The sequence below is a fragment of the Ruegeria sp. CG11 genome, from assembly GCF_056537245.1.
The window spans coordinates 53,676-76,177 of the sequence record NZ_JBQFRE010000004.1; the positions used below are offsets into that span (position 1 = coordinate 53,676).

Consider the following 22,502-nt stretch of genomic DNA (forward strand, 5'->3'; position numbering starts at 1 on the left):
CTGGAGACCACCCATGATCGGATTAATCGGAATTGTCGTCATCTTCGCCATGGTGTTCGGCGGCTATCTGGCTGCGGGCGGAAAAATGGCCATTATCCTGAAATCGCTGCCTTTTGAGATGATGATGATCGGCGGCGCCGCTGTGGGGGCCTTTCTGATCAGCAACGACATGAGCGCTGTCAAACATACCGTCAAGGACATGGGCAAAGTGTTCAAAGGCCCAAAATGGAAGCCCGAGGATTACTGCGACCTGCTGTGCCTGCTGTTTTCGCTGATCCGTATCGCAAAGGCCAATCCGGTCGAGGTCGAACAACATATCGAAGACCCGGAAAACTCGGCTCTGTTCTCGGCGTACCCGAAGATTCAGGCCGACAAGGAAGCGGTTGACTTGATCTGCGACACGATGCGCTCCGCATCGATGAACTACGACGATCCGCATCAGGTGGAAGAGGTGCTGGAAAAGCGGATGGAGGCGAATTTCCATCACGCCATGCATTCCAGCCATGCCCTGCAGACGGTTGCGGATGGCCTGCCCGCCTTGGGCATCGTGGCCGCGGTTCTGGGGGTGATCAAGACGATGGGCTCGATCGATCAACCGCCCGAGGTTCTGGGCAAACTGATCGGCGGTGCGCTGGTGGGGACCTTTCTGGGCGTTTTTCTGGCCTATGGTCTGGTCGGCCCCTTTGCCGGCAAGCTGAAGGCGGTGGTGGAAGAGGACAACCATTTCTACCAACTGATCAAAGAGGTTCTGGTCGCCAACCTGCACAACCACAACGCCGCCATGTGTATCGAGGTCGGGCGTCAGAACACGCCGACCCACAACCGCCCGGATTTCACCGAACTGGAAGAGGCGCTGAAAGAACTTAAGCAGGCGGCGGCATGACCCGGTTTGCGCTGATTGTTTCGGCCCTGATTGCGGCGGCCACCAGTGCCACCGCGCGGGATGTGACCGTACGCTCGGGCGAGCATAACGGCTACACCAGACTGGTTGTTCAGGTGCCGCCAAACACCGGCTGGGTTTTGAAACAGACGAAGAACGGCGCGCGCCTGAATGTCGCGTTGGAGGATGTGGCGTTTCGGACAGGGGCGGTGTTTCAGCGCCTGTCTCAGAACCGCCTCGCGGCCCTTTCGCAAACTGAACCCGGCGCCCCTCTTGAACTGGAGTTTGGCTGCGACTGTGTCGCCTCGGCTTTTTTGTTCAAAAACAGTATGATTGTGGTGGATATTGCGCCCGGCACCTACCTGCCGCCGCTCACAAGCGACATTCCGGCCCCGGTCCTGCCCAAAGCCCCCAAGGACGACAAGGCACCCGGGCCGGATCAGAGTATCGCTGCACTGGAACTGCCCTTGTTAAACCTGAACGCAGGCGGATTCGAAGACCAGCTTGCAACCCGTCTTTTGCAAGGTGCTGATCGGGGCATCGTCGATCTGAAGGTTGCGCCCGTGGGGCCACGAGCCTCCATCGGCAATCAGAGCCTGCTCATGCCGCCTGACGTAGAACTGAATGTTCAGGTGACCTCGATCCTGGACGACCTGAACGGCCTTTTGGGTCCGGATGTACCGCAGCTGGAACGGCGCCCACCCTGCGTATCCAGCGCCGAGTTGGCGTTTGACGGCTGGTCCGACGAACGCCCGTTTGCCGAACAGGCCGCGCAGCTGAGGGCGGGTCTGTTTCAGGAATTCGACGCACTCGACAAAGCCCGCGCGCTGCAACTGGCCAAGCTTTATGCTTATTCCGGGTTTGGGGCCGAAGCCATCAGAACACTGGATTTACTGGGTGAGCGGTCATTGGAAACCAAACGTATCGCCGCCATTGCCCGCGTTCTGGATAATGGGCCATTGCATGGATCGAATCCTTTTGCCGGACTACAGCGTTGTGAAAGTGATGCCGCCATGTGGGCGGCCCTCGCCGAAGGCAGCTTGCACGAGGACGCAAATCTGGTGGCAATCGAGCAGAGTTTTGCGCACCTGCCGGATCATCTGCGCCGCCATGTCGGGCCGATGCTGTCGGACATTCTGGTGGACGGGCAGGAATTGGAGGCCGCCCGGCGCGTCCTGCGCTCGGTGGACCGTGTCGAGACTCAGGGCAGCGCAGACACCACGCAGGCCTTGGCAAAGGTCGCAACGGCCGAACATGATGCGCCCCGGACCGAAGCCTTGCTGATCGAAGTGCTTGAAGCCCCGGACGCCACGCTCGAGGCCCCGCTGGCGCTGGCCCGGCTGATTGACAAACGCTGGCAGGAGCGCGGCGCGGTCTCACCGCAAGAGCTGGATCTGGCGGAATCCTACACGGTCGAGCTGCGCCGGTCAGAAATCGGCCCGATGATGCGCCAAACTCACGCGGTTGCCCTGAGCCTTGGGCAGGAGTTCGATGCGGCGCTGGACGTGGTGGCAGAGTTGTCAGAGGGTGACGGAACCACCGAGACACTCAACCGCGTGATATTCGTTCTGACCGAACGGGCCGATGATGCCACCTTTTTGCGCCGCGCCCTGAGCCTGTCGCACACTCAGGCACAGGGTCTGACAATAGATGCGGCAATTGCGGTTGCTGACCGACTGGCCGAACTGGGGTTTGCAAGAAAGGCGCAGGCTTTGGCGAAACGCCCTCAGGACAGGCTCAAACGTGGGGAACGAGCCCGGTTACGGGCCAAGGCGGCACTGCTGGCCCAGCGCCCGCATCAGGCGATACTGGAACTGGCCGATGATCCGTCAGAAGAAGCTGTGCCACTGCGGGCCACGGCCCTGCAGGCCGCAGGTGATTTCGCAGCCGCGGGCGATCAGATGCGCGCCTCGGGCCAAGTGGAGGAAGCGAACCGGTTGTTCTGGCTGGCCAACCTGTCCGAGAAGGCAGAGCCCGACAGCGGGACGAAGTTCAGCCGTGTTGCGAAATCAACCCTGGGTCTGGCGGCCTCTCCCGCACGCGTGCCCGAAAAACCATTGGCCGACGCGGAAGCCCTGTTACAGGACAGTGTGGAAACCCGGCAGAGGATTGCTGATCTCTTCGCGACATTGAAGACAGACTGAAACAGGCTCTAACAAGGGATTATCAGTGCGGGAAACAGCCATCCCGCTCTATGGCCCGGTGCGCACCCCCTATGGACCAAAAACAAGTGATGACAGGTCGGAGTATCGGGAGTTCGGCGCGACCCAGCCCAATATGACGTTGCAGATCGCTTCGGCACGCGTCGCCCCGATGACCGGGGCCGCGAATTCCATGTATTTGTCAATCACCTCATCCCGACTGAATGGAACCTCGGGGCCGCCGCGGGCGTGGACGTCTCCGGACTTCAAAACCCGCCCGTCGGTGGTTGTGATGCTGACATCAGCCCAGCGGCCTTCGGGGAATCGGTCGTTGTGGCGCTCAGCCTCCGCCACCTGGATGCGCGCCATCAATTCCGCCACAGCCGGATCAGACAGCCCGGGGCCGGAAATGTGCTCGACCCCGATTCGGCCGTAAATGGCCTGCACGGCTACGGCAAAGGGCAGAGAATACTGGGCCTGAGACGTCGTACCCGGCATCCCTGCATACAGGCAGGCCGCCTGATGGAAACTGTTGATCTGAATAGATTGAATCTGGTCATGGGACAGAGTGTTGTCCCGCATCACCGCCCGGACACCATCAATCGCTGCGTGAGCCCAACGGCAAATTGGGTATGGTTTTACATATTGATGCTCGACCTGCCAGAATTGTCCCAGATCGTCCCAATGGCGGGCGGCGGTCTCCGCTTCGATCGTGATGGCAGGTGCCCCGGTAAAGCCACGCTCGGCCAGAATTGCGGAAGAGATACCAACCAGCGCACCCCAACCCGAGCCGTCATGCAACATCGTCGGATTGGCAATCTCGCGCATCATCTGGCTGCGGGGGCCGTGATATTCGGCAATTCCCATCCCCTGCCGCATCTGATCGTGTGTAAATCCCCGCAGCCGCGCCGCCATCGCCACCACGCCCAACGCGTTCCACGCGCCCGAGGTGTGGTAATCGCTGACTGACGCGTGCAGCGACTGCCCGGCACGTCCGGAGATTTCATAACCGGTGATCACCACGGCCAGCGCTTCGGGTCCGGTCAGATCAGGGCGATGTTCCGCAAGCGCGATCAGCGCAGGCAGAACCACAACCCCGATATGCCCTTTGGTCGGGTTATATCCATCGTGGCCGTCCAGATTGTCGGTCTGAGTTGCGGCGGCATAGGCCGCACCTGCCATGCTGACCGGGCGACCGTCGAACATCATCCGCGTGCTGTAGGCCGGATCGGAACTTGCATAGAGCAGCGCCGCCGCGTCGCGCGCGATCACCCCGGCCTCCATCGGGCCCGAGGCGATCAGGATGCCCATCGTGTCCAGCATCATCAGCGCCGCCGCGTCTTTGGCGCTGTCCGGCATCTGTTCAGCCGGACGGTTCAGGGTGAAATCGGCAACGTGTGTGAAGGCGTCGGTCATGAGGCGCCCTCCATCACCGATTGGACATCACGCAACCTGTATCCTTCTGGATCAAATGGCGGTTCAGCAAGGATTCTGGCCCTGTGCGCCTTGCCGAGGATAAAGACTTCGACCCTGTCTCCCGGGCCTGCCACCTTGGGGTCGGCATATCCTATGGCCAGAGACTTGCCGACCGAATACCCATACGCGCCCGAGGTCACGCGGCCTACGGGTGTGCCATCGGGGGTAAAAATCGGCTCACCGCCTGAGGCATCGGCAACATCAGCGTCGACCTCAAAGATCGACAGAACCTCACGCGCCGGATTGTCCTTGATGGTCAGATAGGCCTCTTTGTGCAGGAACTCCTTGTCCAGCTTGATCAGGCCCGCCAGCCCGACCTCTTGCGGCCAATATTCCTGAGAATACTCGCGGCCCCAGGACCCATAGCCCTTTTCGATGCGCAGCGACCCCAGCGCGCGGCCACCGACCGGACCACCGTTCAGATCCTTTGCAGCCTCCAAAAGCGCAGAATAGAGCCTGATTTGGTCCTCTTCGGCACAATGCAATTCCCATCCAAGGTCACCGGTAAAGCTGACACGGATGGCAAGGCAGGTAACCCCGGCGACCTCGATCATGAGGGAGCGCATGAAGCGGAAGCCCTCGTTGGTCAGGTCCGCATTGGTCAGTCGCTGCAACAGGTCACGCGATTTCGGCCCGGCCACGTTGAAGCCCGCGATGCGGTTGGTAGCGACCTCGAAAGTGGTGCCCTCGGGCAGATCGACCATGTTGAAGAAACGCTGGTGATAGCGCTCGGCCATGCCCGAGCCGATCATCATATACTCGTCGTCAGCAACCTTGGTGATGGTGAAATCACCGGCCACACCCCCGCGGACCGAAATGAGCGGGGTCAGGCAAGACCGCCCAACCTCGGTCGGCACCCGGTTGGCGACAAGACGGTCGAGCCACTCGTAGGCCCCTTGCCCCTTGATCACGTAATTGGCGAAGTTCGAGATATCGATGACGCCCACATGATCGCGCAGCATCTGCACTTCGCGCCCCACCGGCTCCCACCAGTTCTGACGGGTGAAGCCGTTGGTTTCCACCGCGCCAGGTTGATCGGCGAACCACAGTGGATGCTCCCAGCCGCAGTTCAGGCCAAAGACACAGCCCATGTCCTTTTGCATCTGATAGGCCGGGCGCACGCGGGCCGGACGGCCGGCACTGCGTTCTTCGTTCGGGAAGTGGATGGCGAAGCGGTGGGTATAGACGTCCTCGACCCGCGCCTTGGTGAAAGCCTTGTCCGCCCAGTCGCCGAACCGCGCCAGATCCCAGGCGAACATGTCGTATTGCGGCTCTCCCTCGATCATCCATTGCGCCGACAAAAGACCAAGGCCGCCGGATTGCGAGAATCCGGGGATGATCCCGGTGCAACAGAAGTAGTTTTTCAATTCCGGCACCGGACCCCAGATTGCGTTCGAATCCGGGGACCAGATCATCGGCCCGTTGATCACCCGTTTCACACCCGCCGTGGCAGCCACCGGCACGCGTTCGGTGGCGCGAATGACGTTTTCCATGATGCGGTCCAGATCGTCGGGGAACAGGTCATGGGCGAAGTCCAGCGGGGTGCCGTTTTCTGCCCAGAACCGCATGTCTTTTTCATAGGCACCGATCAGCAGGCCATTGCCCTCCTGCCGGAAGTAGTACTCGCCATCGCGGTCGGCGATTGACGGCAGGCGGCGGCCAAGATTGGCGACTTCGTCGATGGCTTCGGTGACGAAATACTGATGCTCGGTCGGTTGCAACGGCAGTTCGATCCCCGCCAGTGCGGCCACCTCACGCCCCCAGAGCCCGCCTGCGTTCACTACCCATTGCGTGTGAATTTCACCCTTTTCGGTGCGCACGATCCACGAGCCATCGGACTGCTGATCAGTCCCTATTACAGGGCAAAACCGCTCAATCGTGGCCCCCAGAGCACGCGCACCGGCGGCATAGGCCATGGTCACGCCGGACGGGTCCACGTTGCCGCCGTCGGGTTCGTACATGATACAGCGAATGTCGTCGAACTGCGCCAGCGGGTGTAATTCCTTGGCCTGTTCCCGGCTGATCTCATAGAAGTTCAAACCGTAGAACTTCGCCTTGGCCTCTTGCAGGCGCAGCTGGTGCTCGCGATCTTCGGTCTGTGCCAGATACAGCGAGCCGGGCTGGAACACGCCGCACCCCTGCCCGGTTTCTTTTTCCAGCTCTTTATACAGGTTCATCGTATAATGCTGGATACGGGTGATGTTGTTGTTGTCGTGCAGCCCGTGGATATTGGCCGCCGCGTGCCAGGTTGAGCCCGAGGTCAGCTCATCCCGTTCCAGCAAGACGACATCGGTCCAGCCAAGCTTGGCCAGATGGTAAAGGATCGAACAGCCGACAAGGCCGCCTCCGATCACAACGGCCTGAGCGTGGGTTTTCATGGGCGGACCTCCTGCTTGCGAACTATGCGCTTGCAGGAAAGTCAGCCACAGGTCAGGGGCGGCTTATGCTCTGTTCCCGACGCGAAATGTCGGGAACAGAGTTTGGATAGCCGGTTTCGATCAGTAAGGTGCCTCGACATCGTTCATCGAAACGTAAACCGTCTTCATCTCGCTGAAGTGGTTGATCGCCAGTTTCGAGTTCTCACGCCCGACACCCGACATCTTGGAACCGCCGAACGGGGCCTCAACCGGGGCGAGGTTGTAGGTGTTGATATAGCAGGTGCCCGCCTCAAAACCCGCCACGATGCGGTGGGCACGGGTCAGGTCGTTGGTAAAGACGCCTGCGGCCAGACCGAATTCGGTGTCATTGGCGCGGACCAAGACTTCTTCCTCGGTGTCGAAATCCAGCACCGACATGACGGGGCCAAAGATTTCCTCGCGCGCGATGGTCATGTCGTCGGTGACGTCGGCAAAGACGGTGGGCTGCATGTAGAAACCGTCGCCGTCGATCCGCTCGCCGCCATAGATCAAACGGGCGCCTTCGGCCTTGCCTTTCTCAATATAACCCAGTGCGATGTTCATCTGGTTTTCGCTGACCATGGGCCCAAAGTTGACCTCTTCATCCAGCGGATCACCGATCTTTGCAGTGGCGAGACGTTCGGACAGGCGGGCAAGGAACTGTTCCTTGATACCCTTTTGCACGAACACGCGAGTACCATTGGAACACACCTGACCGGAGGAATAGAAGTTGCCCAGAATCGCGCCCGACACGGCGTTTTCGACATCGGCGTCGTCGAACACGATCATCGGGGACTTGCCGCCCAGCTCCATCGTCACGTGTTTCATGCCGTCTGCGGCAGCCGCATAGACCTTGCGGCCCGTCGGCACCGACCCGGTCAGCGAGACCTTTGCCACACGCGGGTCAGTCACCAGCGACGCGCCGACGTCCCCATAACCCTGAACCACGTTGTAGACGCCCTTGGGCGCCCCGGCCTCGATCAGGATTTCGGCCACTTGCAGCGCGGACAGGGGCGTGGTTTCCGACGGCTTGAACACCATCGTGTTGCCACAAGCCAGCGCGGGCGCGCCCTTCCAGCAGGCGATCTGGGTTGGATAGTTCCATGCACCGATACCAACGCAGACGCCCAGTGCCTCGCGGATCGTGTACACGAAGTCGCCACCGCCCAGCGGGATGTGCTCGCCGGTCAGCGAAGCCGCCAGACCACCGAAATACTCCAGCGCGTCCGCGCCGCTGGTCGCATCGGCCACCAGCGTTTCCTGCAGGGGTTTGCCGGTGTCGTGGGTTTCCAGGATCGACAGGTCATAATTGCGTTCGCGCATGATGTCGGCAGCACGGCGCAGAACGCGGCCACGCTCAGTTCCCGACATTGCAGCCCACTCGGCCTGAGCGGCTTTTGCACTGTTTAGAGCCTGATTTACAATCTCGGGCGTTGCGGAATGCAGCCGCGCGATGACTTCACCGGTGGCCGGATAGATGACGTCAATCGGGGCGCCATTGGTGTCTTCGACATATTCGCCATTGATGAAATGGCTGGCCTTGGGCTGAAACTTCATGCCGCGTCCTTTTCTGTTCGGATGTCCCTTTGGGGGTAGGGAATTGAGTGCGTTTCGCACGGACTTATCTTTTATTGACTTACCAGTCAATAAAAGTGAAGGCCGGCGGGTTCTTGCCGAGTCAAAAGGGCCTGCTCTTGAATTAAAGAGTTAATGTTCCATTTATGTTCTACACAGTCAGAGGATCACCCGATGACCCGGAACATGCGAAATTCCGCCCTGAGCGGCCCGTCGAACGACTATCACCTGTTGCCTGTTACCGACCGGCAGATGCGTTATGCCCGCGCCATTGCGGAACAGTCGGCGCTGGAGATTCCGGTCGAGGCGCAGCGCGACCGCCGATCGATGTCAGATTGGATTTCGGCCCACAAGCCACACGATCCGTCCCCCTTTGCCTACTATCCCACGGGCAAACAGGTCGCCTTTGCGGAACGCATCTCGCGCAGCAAACGCAGGCCGATCCCATCCGAGTGTTTCCGGGACAAGCAAATGATGTCGCACTGGATCGACCAGAACAAGTGACCGCTCAGGGCTTGCCGTGCTGGCGCGCATAGATACCTACAGCCGCAGCCACGAACAGGCCCAGCAGGATGTAGCCGGTTATCGCCTCGGCCACTGCCAGAGCACGGCACAAGCCCGCGGGGTGCAGGTCGCCAAACCCCACCGTGGTGAACGTGACGTATGAGAAATACAGGACGTCCGACGGCCCTTTGGCACCAACCACGCACAGATCGTAATACCCGAACGAGCCATAGACGGCCGCAAAAAGGAAGGGCACGACCTGAATGAAGGATATGCCCATCAACAACAGCTGACGCTTTGGGGACTTCACCTGAGTCATATAGTACCAAGTCTGAGACACCAGCCAGATCATCAGCAGCACGGTTGTCACAGTACCAATCTTGTCGCCGGCGGTGGTCTCGCTCAGCCGCGACAGGCCGTACCAGGCGACAAAACTGACAATGACCAGACCCGAAGCAGCGACCAGAGTCGACTTCCACTCTTCCAGAGTTCTCGGGTCGCGGCGCATGTAACCTCCGATATCGCAGTACGGACTTAATGATCCGCTTTCCGAAGCGCGCCCGCAACCTTGTTTATCAGAGAGTTAGTCGGAGCCCAGATGCTCTTGACCACGCTGGCGCGCCAGCAGGATCTGTTTCTGGCGCTCGCGGAACCGCGTCTTGTCGGCCTCAGAGGTCTCGTCAATGCACTGATGGCAGGACACGCCGTGTTCATATTCCGGGCGTTTCATGTCCTCGGGCAGCATCGGGCGGCGGCAGCCGTGGCACAGGTTGTGCGGCCCCACGACCAGCCCGTGACCAACGGACACGCGGTTGTCGAAGACAAAACACTCACCCTGCCAAGTGCTGCCCTCGGCGGGCATCTCTTCGAGGTAGCGCAGGATACCGCCCTTCAGGTGATACACATCCTCGACCCCCTGCCCCAGCAGGAAATTGGTGGATTTCTCACAACGGATACCGCCCGTACAGAACATGGCCACGCGCTTATTGTGGAAGCGGTCCTTGTTCTTGTCCCACCAGGCCGGAAAGTCGCGGAAACTGGCTGTTTCAGGGTCTATCGCGCCCTCGAACGTGCCAATTGCCACCTCGTAATCGTTGCGGGTGTCGATCACCACCACGTCGTCCGAGCGGATCAGATCATTCCAATCTTCGGGCTCGACATAGTTGCCGACGCGGGCGCGCGGATCGATATCCGGCTGGCCCATGGTCACGATCTCTTTTTTCAGGCGGACCTTCATCTTGCCAAAAGGCGGGTTGTCGGCGGTGGCCTCTTTCCAGTCCAGATCGGCGCAATCCGGCAACGCGCGGATATGTGCCAGAACCACATCAATCCCAGCACGGGGGCCTGCAATGGTGCCATTTATCCCCTCATGCGCCAGCAAAAGTGTGCCTTTGACCGACTGCGCGCGGCACAGCTCCAGCAAAGGGTCACGCAGCGCGTTGGGGTCGGCAAAACGGGTAAAGTGATAAAGGGCAGCGATCGTGTACATGCGCGTGATCTAAACATGCGGGTTCAGTGTCGCAAGACGTTGGGTTGAGACCCGGCACAAGATTGACGCGCCCGCCCTTGCGCCGTACCGATAGGCAACCCCGAGGAGAACCCGCGATGACCCACGCCCTTCTTGTAATCGACGTCCAGAATGATTTCTGTCCCGGTGGCACGCTGGCCGTCCCCGGAGGGGATGAGATCGTCGCCCCCATCAATGCAATGATGGAAGATTTCGACGCCGTGATCCTGACGCAGGACTGGCACCCTGCGGATCATTCCTCGTTCGCCAGCAGGCATGACGACAAGAACCCCTTTGACCTGAAAGACATGCATTACGGCCCACAGGTTCTTTGGCCGGATCACTGCGTTCAGGGCACCAAGGGGGCCAATTTCCACCCGGACCTGAACACGCATGCCGATCTGGTCATCCGCAAGGGTTTTCGCAAAGGTATCGACAGCTACTCGGCGTTTTTCGAGAACGACCAGACTACTCCGACCGGGCTGGAAGGGTACCTGAGGACTCGCGGTATCACAAAACTGACCCTTGTCGGTCTGGCTACGGATTTCTGCGTCCATTTCTCGGCCGTGGACGCCGCAAGGCTCGGGTTTGAGGTGACCGTCCGGATGGATGCTTGCCGGGCCATCGATCTGGACGGGTCTCTGGCTGCGGCAGAAACTGCAATGCGGGACGCCGGCGTAATACTGGCCTAGGGCGCGGTTCCTTCTGACGCCAGATACCTGAGCACCGCGATCACAACCACCGCCAGCGCAAGCGCAAACCCGATACGCCCTTGAATCGAGCGTCTTTTGGGTTTGGGTGCTGCGGGCTGTTGCCGTTTCGGCACCTTGTCCAAGGCCTCCGAGCGGAATTCGCCCCGTGGCCGTGCCGTTTTTACATCGTCCAAAAACTGCCAGAGGTCGAACGCGCCACAATATTCGCCCTTTACACCCACCGCCCTGATATTGGCGAACAACGCGCGCAGGATACGTTCCCGCTCGGCCGTGTCCTGCGCACGGAAATACCCATGTGCAAGATTGCTTTTGGCCGTTTCCAGACCAAACCCGGCTTCTTCGAATATCAGGCGTATTTTGGGAGAGGCCGCGCGCAAAGCCTCGGCGGCATTGGCATCACGAAACAATGCACGCACCGTCCTGTCCCCGGACGTTGCGGAGCCTGACTTCGTTTTGTCAGCATCAATCGTTACTATATCAAAGTCGTACTCGAAACCCATTCACCGACTTAACCTTGTACTTCCTTCCCCTTCATCTCACTAAACAATGAAAGTATCACACAATATGCTCTCATTGTGTCGTGACCTTGTCATTGTCTTCGATCCAGCGACTCTTGCCAATCCACGCACCTATTGATCTAACAACGGAAATCGCAGGAGTTCTGCCATGGTCGATATTGCGACACGCGTGTACAATCATAAATGGAAGATTGACCCGATTGTGCGGTCTTTGATCGACACAGACTTCTACAAACTGCTGATGTGCCAGTCAGTGTTTCGAAATAAGCCCCAAACGGATGTTGTGTTTTCGCTGATCAACCGGTCGAATCACATTCCTTTGGCTGAATTGATCGACGAAGGCGAGTTGCGCGAACAGCTGGATCATATCCGGTCGCTCAGCCTCAGCCGGGGCGAAAGCACCTGGCTGCGGGGCAACACATTCTACGGCAAACGGCAGATGTTCCGCTCGGACTTCATGGAGTGGTTCGAAAACATGCGCCTGCCGTCCTATCATCTGGAGCGCAAGGGCGATCAGTACGAACTGACCTTCGAAGGCAAATGGCACGAGGTCATGCTGTGGGAAATCCCGGCTTTGGCGGTGCTGATGGAGCTGCGATCCCGTGCGGTTCTGAACGACATGCGCCGGTTCGAGCTGCAGGTGCTTTACGCCCGCGCCATGACCCGTGTTTGGGAAAAGATCGAACAACTGCGGGAAGTCGACGGCTTGGGCATCGCCGATTTCGGCACCCGACGGCGGCATTCCTTCTTGTGGCAGGACTGGTGCGTACAGGCGATGATCGAAGGGCTGGGGTCGGCGTTTTCCGGCACCTCGAACTGTCTGATCGCTATGCGGCGCGAGGTTGAGGCGATCGGCACCAACGCCCACGAGCTGCCCATGGTCTATTCCGCGCTGGCCGAAACCGATGAGGCATTGGCGCAGGCCCCTTATGACGTTCTCAGCGACTGGCACGATGAACATGACGGCAACCTGCGCATCATCCTGCCCGACACCTATGGCACGCAGGGGTTCCTGGACCGCGCCCCCGATTGGCTGGCGGGCTGGACCGGCATCCGCGTCGACAGTGGCGATCCGGCGGCAGGTGCGGAACGTGCAATCAAATGGTGGAAATCGCGCGGCGAAGATCCAATGCAAAAGCGGGTGATCTTTTCGGACGGATTGGACGTGGAAAAAATCCGCGAGCTTCACAGCCAATTTGCAGGGCGCACCAAAGTGTCCTTTGGCTGGGGAACCCTGCTGACCAACGATTTCCGCGGGCTGGTGCCGGATGATGCGCTGGCACCGTTCTCTCTGGTCTGCAAGGCCGTATCCGCCAACGGTCGCCCAACAGTCAAACTGTCGGACAACCCGGAAAAGGCGATGGGACCGCAGGACGAGATCGAACGCTATAAACGGGTGTTCGGGGTCGGTGCCCAGGAATCGATCGAGGTGATCGTTTAGACCCTAACCATGATGTGCCGCCACGGTTTTCAATTGTGAGAACCCGTAAAGGGCCTCGAACCCCTTTTCGCGGCCATGGCCGGATTTTCCGACCCCGCCAAAAGGCAGTTCCACCCCACCGCCCGCGCCGTAATTGTTGATGAACACCTGACCCGAGCGCAGCCGTTTCGCCAGCCGCATCTGCCGCGCGCCATCGCAGGTCCATATGCTGGCGACCAGCCCGTAATCGGTGCTGTTGGCGATCTGGATGCCCTCTTCTTCGCTGTCGAAGGGGATCAGAACCTGAACCGGGCCGAAAATCTCGTCGCGCGCCAGGACGTGATCCGGGGGAACATCGGCAAACAAAGTGGGCCGGACATAGGCACCCTGCTCCGGGGCATGGTCTATGATCCGCCCCTGCCCCGCGATATTCAGATCAGAGCCCTTGGCAAGAAACCCGGTCACGATCTCTTTTTGCCGGGCCGAGATCAGTGGGCCGACCCGCAGATCATCCTGCGCCGGGCCGACGGTCAGATCAGCATACGCCGCCGCCATGCGGGTTTTGACCTGCTCATACACCCCGCGCTGCACCAGAATGCGGGACGAGGCCGAACAGGTCTGACCGGCGTTCTGAATGCCTGCGTTCACAAGAAATGGCAGCGCGGCCTCCAGATCGGCATCGTCAAATACCAGTTGCGGGGACTTCCCGCCCAGTTCCAGCGTCACCGGCACCACATTGCGCCCCGCCGCCTGCTGTACCAGCGCCCCCGTCGCGATCGACCCGGTGAACGAGATATGGTTGACGCCCGGATGGCCCGACAGCGCAGCCCCGGCCTCAGCTCCCAGACCTGGCACCACATTCAACGCACCCGCAGGCAGACCGGCCTCTTGCGCAAGGTGGGCAAAGGCCAATGCCGTCAGACAGGCCTCTTCCGCCGGTTTCAAAACACAGGCGTTGCCCATCGCCAGCGCCGCCCCGACCGAGCGGCCGATGATCTGCATCGGGTAATTCCACGGCACGATATGGCCGGTCACCCCATGCGGCTCGCGCAAGGTATAGACGGTGTAGCCCCCCAGATAAGGGATGGTCTCTCCCATCACCTTGTCCGCAGCCCCACCATAGAACTCGCAATACCGCGCCAAAGCCACCGCATCCGCACGTGCCTGGGTCAGCGGTTTGCCCACATCCATCGCCTCGATCCGCGCCAGATCATCCACCCTTTCCAGTACCAACTGGCCTAGCCGCGTCAGGATACGGCCGCGTTCCAGCGCGGACTTGCGCCCCCAGTCGCCCTGCAGCGCGGCCTGCGCAGCCTGCACGGCAGCATCGATATCTACCGCACCCCCGCGCGCAATCCGACAAATCTCGGACCCGTCGGACGGGTCGATCAATGGAATATCCGTCTGAGAGGCGGGGGCGACCCAATTGCCACCGATCAGACATAAGCCGGGATTGAACCAGAGGGGGTTGGACATTTGGGCCTCCTTTCAGGCTCTAACAAAGGGCTTTAAGCGACATTCATACCGATGTCCGGCAAGACAGGCGCGGCTTCGATCAGGGTTTGGGTATAGGGGTGTTGCGGGTTGGCAAAGACCTGTTCGGTTTCGCCCTGTTCAACGATCCGGCCCGCCTGCATCACCATCACCCGATCGGTAATCGTTCGCACCACGCTTAGGTCATGGCTGATGAACAGATAGGTCAGGTCGTATGTGGCGCAAAGCTCGGCCAGTAGGTCCAGTATCTGCGCGCGGACCGAGACGTCCAGCGCCGAGACCGCCTCATCAAACAGGATCAGCGCTGGGTGGATGATCAACGCGCGGGCAATAGCGATGCGCTGCCGCTGTCCGCCCGAGAACTCATGGATGTATTTGCCCGCATCATCGGGGCTGAGGCCTACGGCTGTCAGCATCTCGGCGATGCGGTCCTGACGCTCGGATCCGGTGGGCGGTGTCTCCAGCAGGTGAAACGGTTCGGTGATCAGACGGGCAACTCGGTGACGCGGATTGAAACTGCCATAAGGGTCCTGAAACACCACCTGCATCTTGCGACGCACCGCCGGATTCGGCCTGTGGCCTGCGAATACCGGTTGTCCGTCCAGGCGGATATCACCGCTTTGGACTTCCTCTAACCCCAAAATGACCCGTGTTAGGGTCGATTTTCCGCATCCGGACTCGCCCACCAGCCCCAGACGTTCCCCTTTGTTGAGGGCAAAGCTGACCCCATCCACCGCGCGGTGATGCCCCGGCGTGCCGAACAGGCCCTTGCGGGGCAGACGGTAATCGCGGGTGACCTGTGTCACCTCAAGCAGGGGCCGAGGATCAGCGGCCCGGGGCAGCGACACCCGATGGCCCGAGGCTTCGAACAGCATCCGTGTATAGGGGTGCTGCATGTTGCGCAGCAGGTGGGCCGTTGCCCCGCTTTCAACCACCTCTCCGCGGCGCATCACCACGATCTGATCGGCCATATCCGCGACAACGGCCAGATCATGCGTGATCATCAGCAAACCCATACTGTATTCGCGCACCAGTCCTTTGAGCAGGTCGAGAATCTGGGCCTGAGTGGTCACGTCCAGCGCGGTTGTCGGTTCATCCGCGATCAGCAGTTTGGGGCGCAGGGCTATGGCCATGGCGATCACCACACGCTGGCGCTGACCTCCGGACAGTTCATGCGGATAGCGGATCAGCGGGAAACGGTCGGGCGGCAGGCCAACGCGGGTCAGAACCTCTTGCGCGCGCGCCAGCGCCTGAGGGCGCGGCATCGCTTTGTGGATCAGGATCGTCTCTATCACCTGATCGCCGATGGTCTTGACCGGGTTCAGGGCGGTCATCGGTTCTTGGAACACCATACCGATGGCGGCCCCGCGCAAGGCGCACATCTCACCCTCGGGGCGGTTCAGCAGGTCCTGCCCCTCCAGCCGGATCGTCCCTTGCGTTTCTGCACCGTTCGGCAGCAACTGCATCACGGCAAACGCGGTCATCGATTTGCCCGACCCGCTTTCTCCGGTCACGGCCACAATCTGCCCGGGGTCGATGGACAGGCTGACCTGTTTCAGAATTTCGGCGCCGTGGATCGACAGCGACAGGTTTTCGATCTGCAACAAACTCATGCGCGCGCCACCCGTATCCGTGGATCCAACCAGTCGCGCAGCCCATCCCCCAACAGGTTCAAACCCAAGACGGTGACAATAATCGCCAACCCCGGAATCAGAGCCAAATGCGGGGCAAAACTGACCATTGTCTGCGCATCGGCCAGCATCCGGCCCCAGCTGGGTGTGGGCGGTTGCGCACCAAGACCGACATAGGAGAGGCCGGCTTCGGCGAGAATGCCCAGCGAAAACTGAATGGTCCCCTGAACGATCAGCAGGTTCGCCACATTGGGCAGGATATGCTCGGCCGATATCCGCGCGGCACCTTTGCCCGAAACGCGGGCGGCGAGGATGAACTCACGCTCCCACAGTGACAACGCAGCCCCTCGGGTGATGCGGGCAAAGACTGGGATGTTGAAGATGCCGATGGCGATGATCGCATTGATCGCTCCGGCCCCGAAAACGGCGGTGATCAGGATGGCAATGACCAGTGAGGGGAAGGCAAAGACCAGATCATTGCCGCGCATGATGACCTCGTCCAACCATGATCCCTTGCGCGCAGCTGCGGTCAGCCCCAAGGGCACGCCCAGCGCCATGCCGATTCCCACTGCCACCAGCGCCACCGCAATCGACGTGCGCGCGCCGACCATGATCATCGAGAACATGTCGCGACCAAAATGATCCGTCCCGAACCAGTGCTGCGCGTTGGGTGGCTGCAGTTTGTTGGGGATGTCCAGCGCCACATAGTCATAAGGCGTCCAGACAAAGGAGACCAAGGCCGCCAGCAGAACCAGCGAAGACAGCACCGCGCCAAGGATCAGGTTGCGGCTCATGTCCGGCTCCTCAGCCTTGGATCGACGGCGGCATAGGCCAGATCGACCAGAAAGTTCACAGTGATGACGGCGAAGACAAGCAGCATGACGACCGATTCCACCACAATCAGGTCACGGGCGGAAATGGCCTGAAACACCAGCCGCCCGAGGCCCGGCAGGTAGAACACCTGCTCGATGATGATCGATCCCGCCAGCAGGAAGGAAAACTGCAGCCCGATGATGGTCAGCACCGGGATCAGAGCGTTCCGCACCCCGTGCCGCCACAAAGCCTGACGGCGGGACAGGCCCTTGGCGCGGGCGGTGCGCATGAAATCCTCACCCAGTATGTCCAGCAGCGAGGACCGCATCACCCGTGCCAGAATCGCCGCCTGCGGCAAGGCCAGTGCAATTGCGGGCAAAGTCAGGGAATGCAGGCCGATCCAGAACCCCGTGTCCCAGCCTGCGAACCCACCTGCGTTGAACCAGCGCAAGTTGATGGCGAAGATCAGCACCAGCATCATGGCGAACCAGAAATTCGGCACCGCGATGCCCAGCTGCGTCGCCCCCATCACCGTCAGATCCCCGGGCTTGCCCCGACGCGCCGCGGCGTAAATCCCGGCGGGAAAGGCGATTAGGGTGGACAGGGCCAACGCGTACAAAGCTAGCGGCAGGGAAACCCCCAACCGGTCCGCGATCATCTGCGATACCGGCGTACGATAGGTGTAGGAGGTGCCAAAATCCCCCACCAGCATCCCGCCGACCCAGTTGAAATACCGCTGTGCTTTGGAAACGTCCAACCCAAGCTCGGCCCGCAATGCGGCCAGAGTATCCTCTTGCGCGTTCACGCCTAGCATGAACGAGGCCGGATCACCCGGCGCGACCTCAATCACCGCGAAGATGACCACCGAGGCGACGGCTAGGCTGATCAGCAGTGAAATCAGACGTTTGAGGGCATAGCGGATCATCGAGGCCACGTTAGGCATACAACCCGCGCGGGTCCAGCGCCTATGGCACCAGCAGATAGATGAAAACCGCGTAGGCGACGATGGCGCCATATCCCAAAGGGTAAATCCATTTGATCGCGTAGTTATCCAGCTTTCTGGCCCCGTCTTCGCGCCCAATCACTTTCATTTTGCGCAAAGCCACGTTGAACACGATCAGCGCCCCGGTCATCAGGAACATGCATTGCAGGATGAAATCCAGAAAGGTCAGATAGCCCAGCTTGGGCAGATCGGCCGATATGGCCCAGTTGAAAGCCACAAAGACCAGCAGATTGCCCCCGGCGATTTCGATCCGGCGGCGGTATTCATCAAGGAAGAACAGCGCCCAGCCGACGGTGATCAGAACCACCATTGGCAGGAACACCCGGATCACATAGTAGGTCAGATGCCGCTTGCCCTCGAAGGCCAGCGCGACCTGATCGCTGTCCCGGCCGGACAGACCGATCACTGTCGAGTGCTCGACCCGGGGGTTGTCCAGAATCCACTCTTCCTCGCCCAACAAATCGCCGAGGCCCGAGTATTCCTCGAGCGGGTAAAAGGACACGAATTCGGACGGAAAGACCGAGACGATCTCGAAAAAGAACTCCTGTGTGTCGAACGGGTATTTGCGGAAATCGAAATGCGGCGCCTGCAAGGTCAGCGAGGATTTCTCGACATAGACCACATGCCCGTTGTCGCGCAGCGAGGCGGCGGATTCGTGGATCCACTTGTTGGATTGCTGGTTATGGATGACGAACGCGGGCACAATCGCACCCAACCCCCGCGCGTGATCGGCCAGGGCCGGAGGGTTGAAGACCTGAATTTCGCGCCCGACCTCATCGCGGTCAAAGGCCAGCGTAGGATCGGTCCATTCGGCTCGCAGAACAACGACGGCGCCATAGTTCTCGGCCTTCTGATCGACACTGGTGACCTGATCGATGCGAATGCCGATCCCCACCTTGAGCGGGTTTTCCGGCGTACCGATCAGCGGCCCCACACCGCCTTCCAGCCCGTTTTGCCCCTGCGCCTTGCCCCCCACGACAATGAGGCAGGCAACAGCAACAAAACAGAGAATTCGGAACAGGTTCATCGTCAAATTTACTCAGTAGCGGAAAACCGGGGCCGGGTGCGGCCCCGGATCGGGTTATTCGGACCAGCTGATCTGGGTCAGGTCGATCGCAGCGGTCGGTGCATTCTTCCACAGCCCCTGCACACCGGCCTTGGCAACCCCCAGCTTGGGCAGCTGGAACAGATAGCCGTTGACGAAATCAGTCGAGATCAACCGCTGCATGTCGCCCAGAATTTTCTTGCGCTCTTCAGGGTCGGTGGTTGCGTTCAGCAAGTCCATCAACGTCTGGGCGTCCAAGCTGTCATACTGAAAATAATAGTCCGGCCGCGCGTAGATACCGATATCCATCGGTTCGGTATGGCTGATGACGGTCAGGTCATAGTCCTTGCCCTTGAAGACCGACTCCAGCCATTGCGCCCATTCCACATTGATGATCTCGGCCTTGATGCCGACCTCGGCCAGTTGGGCGGCGATGATTTCACCCCCGCGCCTTGCATAAGAGGGCGGCGGCAGGTGCAATGTGGTTTTGAACCCCTCTTCATACCCCGCATCGGCCAGCAGCTTGGCCGCTTTTTCCGGGTCATAGGCCGAAGTTCCGGTCAGATCGACATAAGCCGGGTTGTGCGGAGCGAAATGGGTGCCGATGGGCGTGCCATATCCAAACATCGCCCCGTCAATGATCGCCTGCCGGTCGATGGCATGGGCCAGTGCCTGCCGCACCCGGATATCATCGAACGGAGGTTTCTTGTTGTTGGTGGACAGGATCGTTTCACCCTCGGTCGAACCGACCAGCACCTGAAAGCGCGGATCGGCCTCGAATTGAGACAGGTTTTCCGGCGCGGGGAAGTTGTCGAACACATCCACATCCTCGGCCATCATGGCCGCGAAAGCAGCGGTCGGGTCCGAGATGAATTTGAACGTCGCAGCCTCTAACGCAGGCTGATCCCCCCAATAATCCGGGTTTCGGATCAGCGTGATGCTGTCTCCCTGCACCCAGTTGCCAAAGGTGAAGGCTCCTGTTCCCACGGGGTTGGTCTTGATGTTCTCGATGCTGTCGGAAGAGACGATCACCGCATCGCCCCAAGCCAAGTTGAACAGGAAGTTGCCGTTCGGCTCGGACAGGGTGACCTTGACGGTCAGCGGATCGACGACCTCAACACTTTCGATCCCTTCAAACAACGCCTTTTGCGCGTTGGCACTGTCTTCGGCGCTGGCGCGGTCGAGGCTGAACTTGACGTCCTCGGCATCCATCGTGGTGCCATCATGGAAGGTCACACCATCGTGCAACTTGAAAGTATAGACGGTGCCGTCCTCGGAAATCTCCCAGCTTTCGGCCAGCCCGGGCACCACTGAACCATCGCCCATGAACCGGGTCAGCCCTTCAAAAATGTTGGTGTAGACTACCGAGTCAATCGCCTGCGCCGCAGCGCTAGTGGGGTCCAGATGCGGTGGCTCAAGCTGCATCGCGATTGTGATATCGGATTTGGCCAAAGCCCCGGTGGCAAAGACACTGGCCCCCAGCGCCAGAGCCGATGCTAAGGATTTCAACATCTGATTTGTCATAAAAATCTCCCACCGTTCTAATGGCTGAACCCGCTGTTTTACGGACCTTTCTGCGAGTAATGTCCCTTTAAACCTCAGGTCAATCAAGGAAATGTTCGCGCAACCGGGGTTTCTATAACCTTGTTCAATCTGCTATGCCGCGCTGCAACATGAACACCGGAGGAGCGATCATGAGCGCCACCGCCCATAAAAAAGCCCCCAATGCCGAGGACATCCGCGCCCGCAAAGGGGGCACGCCGCTGGTCTCTCTGACCGCTTATACGACCCCGATGGCGCGGCTTATGGATGCCCATTGCGACTTTGTTCTGGTGGGCGACAGCGTCGGCATGGTGCTGCACGGGCTGGAATCGACGCTGGGCGTGACGATGGAGATGATGATCCTGCACGGACAGGCCGTATCACGCGGGCTGGACAAGGCGATGATGGTCATCGACATGCCCTTTGCCAGCTATGAACACGACAAGGCCGAGGCGTTCCGCAATGCTGCCCGCCTGATGGCGGAAACCGGCGCTGGCGCGGTCAAGCTGGAGGGCGGCGTCGAAATGGCCGAAACCATCCGCTTTCTGGTCAAGCGCGGCATTCCGGTGATGGCGCATATCGGCCTGACGCCGCAGTCGATCAATACGCTGGGCGGCTACAAAGTGCAGGGCCGGGATGAGCAGGCCGAGGCCGTGCTGGCCGACGCCCGCGCCGTGGCCGATGCAGGCGCGTTTTCGGTGGTGCTTGAGAAGGTACCGCAGGGGCTGGCTGACCGGATCACGTCCGAGGTCGCGATCCCGACCATCGGCATCGGCGCCTCTGCGGGCTGTGACGGGCAGATTCTGGTCGTCGACGACATGGTGGGCTTTTTCACCGCCTTCAAACCGAAATTCGTCAAACGCTATGCCGAACTGGGCCCGCAGGCCGAAGCTGCGATCGCCGAATACGCCGCCGACGTGCGCGCCCGCACCTTTCCGGCCGACGAACATGTGTTCGCGGATCAGGCGCCCTCCAAAGGATCCAAGACATGACCGCCCCCATCCTGCGCCGCTTGGCCGACCTGCGCGCGCTGACCACCGAATGGCACCGCAATGGTGAAACCATTGGCGTCGTCCCGACCATGGGCGCGCTGCATCAGGGGCACCTGTCGCTGGTCGAGGCCGCAAAGGCTGGCACTGACCGGGTGATCGTGACCATCTTTGTGAACCCCAAACAGTTCAACAACCCCGAAGATCTGGCCAAATACCCGCGCACCGAACACGAGGATGCGCAGAAACTGGCCCCCTACGGCGTCGATGCGATCTATGTGCCCGACCCCGAAGAGATCTATCCGCAGGGCTTTGCCACCAACGTCTCCGTCGCAGGCCTGACCGATGTGATGGAGGGCGAATTCCGCCCCGGCCATTTCGACGGCGTCGCTACCGTGGTCGCCAAGCTGTTCCTGCAGACGCAAGCGGATCGGGCCTATTTCGGCGAAAAGGACTACCAGCAACTGATGGTCGTTCGCCGCATGGCACGCGATCTGGACATTCCGATCGAGGTGATCGGCTGCCCCACGGTGCGCGAACCCTCGGGTCTGGCGATGTCTTCGCGCAACCTGCGCCTTTCGCCCGACGGGCTTGCGATCGCCGCCAACAAACACCGGATCATGCAAGGCGTCGCCCAGTCGCTGAACGCCGGGGCCGCGTTTGATGGACTGGCCGCGCAGGCCGAGACCAATCTTCTAACCGCGGGCTTCACTCAGGTCGAGTATATCCAACTGCGCTGCGCCGAAACGCTGGAGCCTCTGACCCACGCCAACCGCCCTGCGCGGCTGTTTGCGGCGGCCTGGGCGGACGGGGTTCGGCTGATCGACAATATTCCCGTCTGAACGCTCTGGTACG

The 22,502-nt window shown here is 60.3% G+C and carries 19 protein-coding genes; 7 read left to right on the top strand and 12 right to left on the bottom strand.

Annotated elements, in window-relative coordinates:
* The first annotated feature begins 13 nt into the window (after positions 1–13).
* A complete protein-coding gene (gene motA, locus ACR0KW_RS11590) occupies positions 14–883 on the top strand; it encodes a flagellar motor stator protein MotA (protein WP_480805126.1) in 870 nt (289 codons plus the stop codon).
* The gene (locus ACR0KW_RS11595) at positions 880–3,024 is read left to right on the top strand and encodes a hypothetical protein (RefSeq protein WP_480805127.1); all 2,145 of its coding nucleotides are present in this window, start codon (positions 880–882) and stop codon (positions 3,022–3,024) included. Before motA ends, ACR0KW_RS11595 begins: the two co-directional genes overlap by 4 nt.
* Positions 3,025–3,093: 69 nt before the next feature.
* On the opposite strand, the gene ACR0KW_RS11600 is transcribed toward ACR0KW_RS11595, so the two are convergent.
* The 3 genes from ACR0KW_RS11600 to betB all read right to left on the bottom strand — a co-directional run bounded on the left by ACR0KW_RS11600 (position 3,094) and on the right by betB (position 8,450).
* Positions 3,094–4,437, bottom strand: a complete 1,344-nt coding sequence (locus tag ACR0KW_RS11600) for an MmgE/PrpD family protein (RefSeq protein WP_480805128.1) — start codon at positions 4,435–4,437, stop codon at positions 3,094–3,096.
* Entirely contained in the window at positions 4,434–6,875 is a 2,442-nt protein-coding gene (locus tag ACR0KW_RS11605) for a GcvT family protein (RefSeq protein ID WP_480805129.1), read from the bottom strand. The genes ACR0KW_RS11600 and ACR0KW_RS11605 overlap by 4 nt, the downstream gene beginning before the upstream one ends.
* A 120-nt stretch (positions 6,876–6,995) precedes the next feature.
* Positions 6,996–8,450 (bottom strand): betaine-aldehyde dehydrogenase, encoded by a 1,455-nt coding sequence (gene betB / locus ACR0KW_RS11610; RefSeq protein WP_480805130.1) that lies wholly within the window; start codon positions 8,448–8,450, stop codon positions 6,996–6,998.
* Between the two features lie 192 nt (positions 8,451–8,642).
* On the opposite strand from betB, the gene ACR0KW_RS11615 reads away from it, so the two are divergent.
* Positions 8,643–8,972: a hypothetical protein gene (locus tag ACR0KW_RS11615; RefSeq protein ID WP_480805131.1), complete on the top strand. Its 330-nt coding sequence runs from the start codon at positions 8,643–8,645 to the stop codon at positions 8,970–8,972.
* Between the two features lie 4 nt (positions 8,973–8,976).
* On the opposite strand, the gene ACR0KW_RS11620 is transcribed toward ACR0KW_RS11615, so the two are convergent.
* Positions 8,977–9,480, bottom strand: a complete 504-nt coding sequence (locus tag ACR0KW_RS11620; protein WP_480805132.1) for a potassium channel family protein — start codon at positions 9,478–9,480, stop codon at positions 8,977–8,979.
* Positions 9,481–9,555: 75 nt separating this feature from the next.
* Positions 9,556–10,461 carry an oxygen-dependent tRNA uridine(34) hydroxylase TrhO gene (gene trhO / locus ACR0KW_RS11625; RefSeq protein ID WP_480805133.1) on the bottom strand — a complete coding sequence of 302 codons (906 nt, stop codon included), beginning with the start codon at positions 10,459–10,461 and terminating at the stop codon, positions 9,556–9,558.
* Positions 10,462–10,577: 116 nt separating this feature from the next.
* Here trhO and pncA point away from each other — a divergent pair, with 116 nt between their 5' ends.
* Entirely contained in the window at positions 10,578–11,171 is a 594-nt protein-coding gene (gene pncA / locus ACR0KW_RS11630; RefSeq protein WP_480805134.1) for a bifunctional nicotinamidase/pyrazinamidase, read from the top strand.
* Here the strand turns inward: pncA and ACR0KW_RS11635 are convergent.
* Complete coding sequence (locus tag ACR0KW_RS11635) at positions 11,168–11,608, bottom strand: hypothetical protein (protein ID WP_480805135.1); 441 nt, start codon at positions 11,606–11,608, stop codon at positions 11,168–11,170. The genes pncA and ACR0KW_RS11635 overlap by 4 nt on opposite strands.
* A gap of 250 nt (positions 11,609–11,858) precedes the next feature.
* Here ACR0KW_RS11635 and pncB point away from each other — a divergent pair, with 250 nt between their 5' ends.
* Positions 11,859–13,151 (top strand): nicotinate phosphoribosyltransferase, encoded by a 1,293-nt coding sequence (gene pncB, locus ACR0KW_RS11640; RefSeq protein WP_480805136.1) that lies wholly within the window; start codon positions 11,859–11,861, stop codon positions 13,149–13,151.
* Positions 13,152–13,154: 3 nt separating this feature from the next.
* On the opposite strand, the gene ACR0KW_RS11645 is transcribed toward pncB, so the two are convergent.
* From ACR0KW_RS11645 to ACR0KW_RS11670, 6 genes are read right to left on the bottom strand one after another with little or no spacing between them, the layout of a single operon-like run.
* Positions 13,155–14,606: an aldehyde dehydrogenase family protein gene (locus ACR0KW_RS11645; protein WP_480805137.1), complete on the bottom strand. Its 1,452-nt coding sequence runs from the start codon at positions 14,604–14,606 to the stop codon at positions 13,155–13,157.
* Positions 14,607–14,638: 32 nt separating this feature from the next.
* Positions 14,639–16,237 (bottom strand): ABC transporter ATP-binding protein, encoded by a 1,599-nt coding sequence (locus tag ACR0KW_RS11650; protein ID WP_480805138.1) that lies wholly within the window; start codon positions 16,235–16,237, stop codon positions 14,639–14,641.
* Entirely contained in the window at positions 16,234–17,049 is an 816-nt protein-coding gene (locus ACR0KW_RS11655; protein WP_480805139.1) for an ABC transporter permease, read from the bottom strand. The genes ACR0KW_RS11650 and ACR0KW_RS11655 overlap by 4 nt, the downstream gene beginning before the upstream one ends.
* Positions 17,046–17,993: an ABC transporter permease gene (locus ACR0KW_RS11660; protein ID WP_480805140.1), complete on the bottom strand. Its 948-nt coding sequence runs from the start codon at positions 17,991–17,993 to the stop codon at positions 17,046–17,048. The genes ACR0KW_RS11655 and ACR0KW_RS11660 overlap by 4 nt, the downstream gene beginning before the upstream one ends.
* A 40-nt stretch (positions 17,994–18,033) precedes the next feature.
* Positions 18,034–19,098 (bottom strand): ligand-gated ion channel, encoded by a 1,065-nt coding sequence (locus ACR0KW_RS11665; protein ID WP_480805141.1) that lies wholly within the window; start codon positions 19,096–19,098, stop codon positions 18,034–18,036.
* Between the two features lie 54 nt (positions 19,099–19,152).
* On the bottom strand, positions 19,153–20,640 hold the full coding sequence (locus ACR0KW_RS11670; protein WP_480805142.1) for an ABC transporter substrate-binding protein: 1,488 nt from the start codon (positions 20,638–20,640) through the stop codon (positions 19,153–19,155).
* Positions 20,641–20,810: 170 nt separating this feature from the next.
* Between ACR0KW_RS11670 and panB the strand changes: the two genes are divergently transcribed.
* Positions 20,811–21,650, top strand: a complete 840-nt coding sequence (gene panB, locus ACR0KW_RS11675; protein WP_480805143.1) for a 3-methyl-2-oxobutanoate hydroxymethyltransferase — start codon at positions 20,811–20,813, stop codon at positions 21,648–21,650.
* Entirely contained in the window at positions 21,647–22,489 is an 843-nt protein-coding gene (gene panC, locus ACR0KW_RS11680) for a pantoate--beta-alanine ligase (RefSeq protein ID WP_480805144.1), read from the top strand. Before panB ends, panC begins: the two co-directional genes overlap by 4 nt.
* Positions 22,490–22,502: the final 13 nt, after the last annotated feature.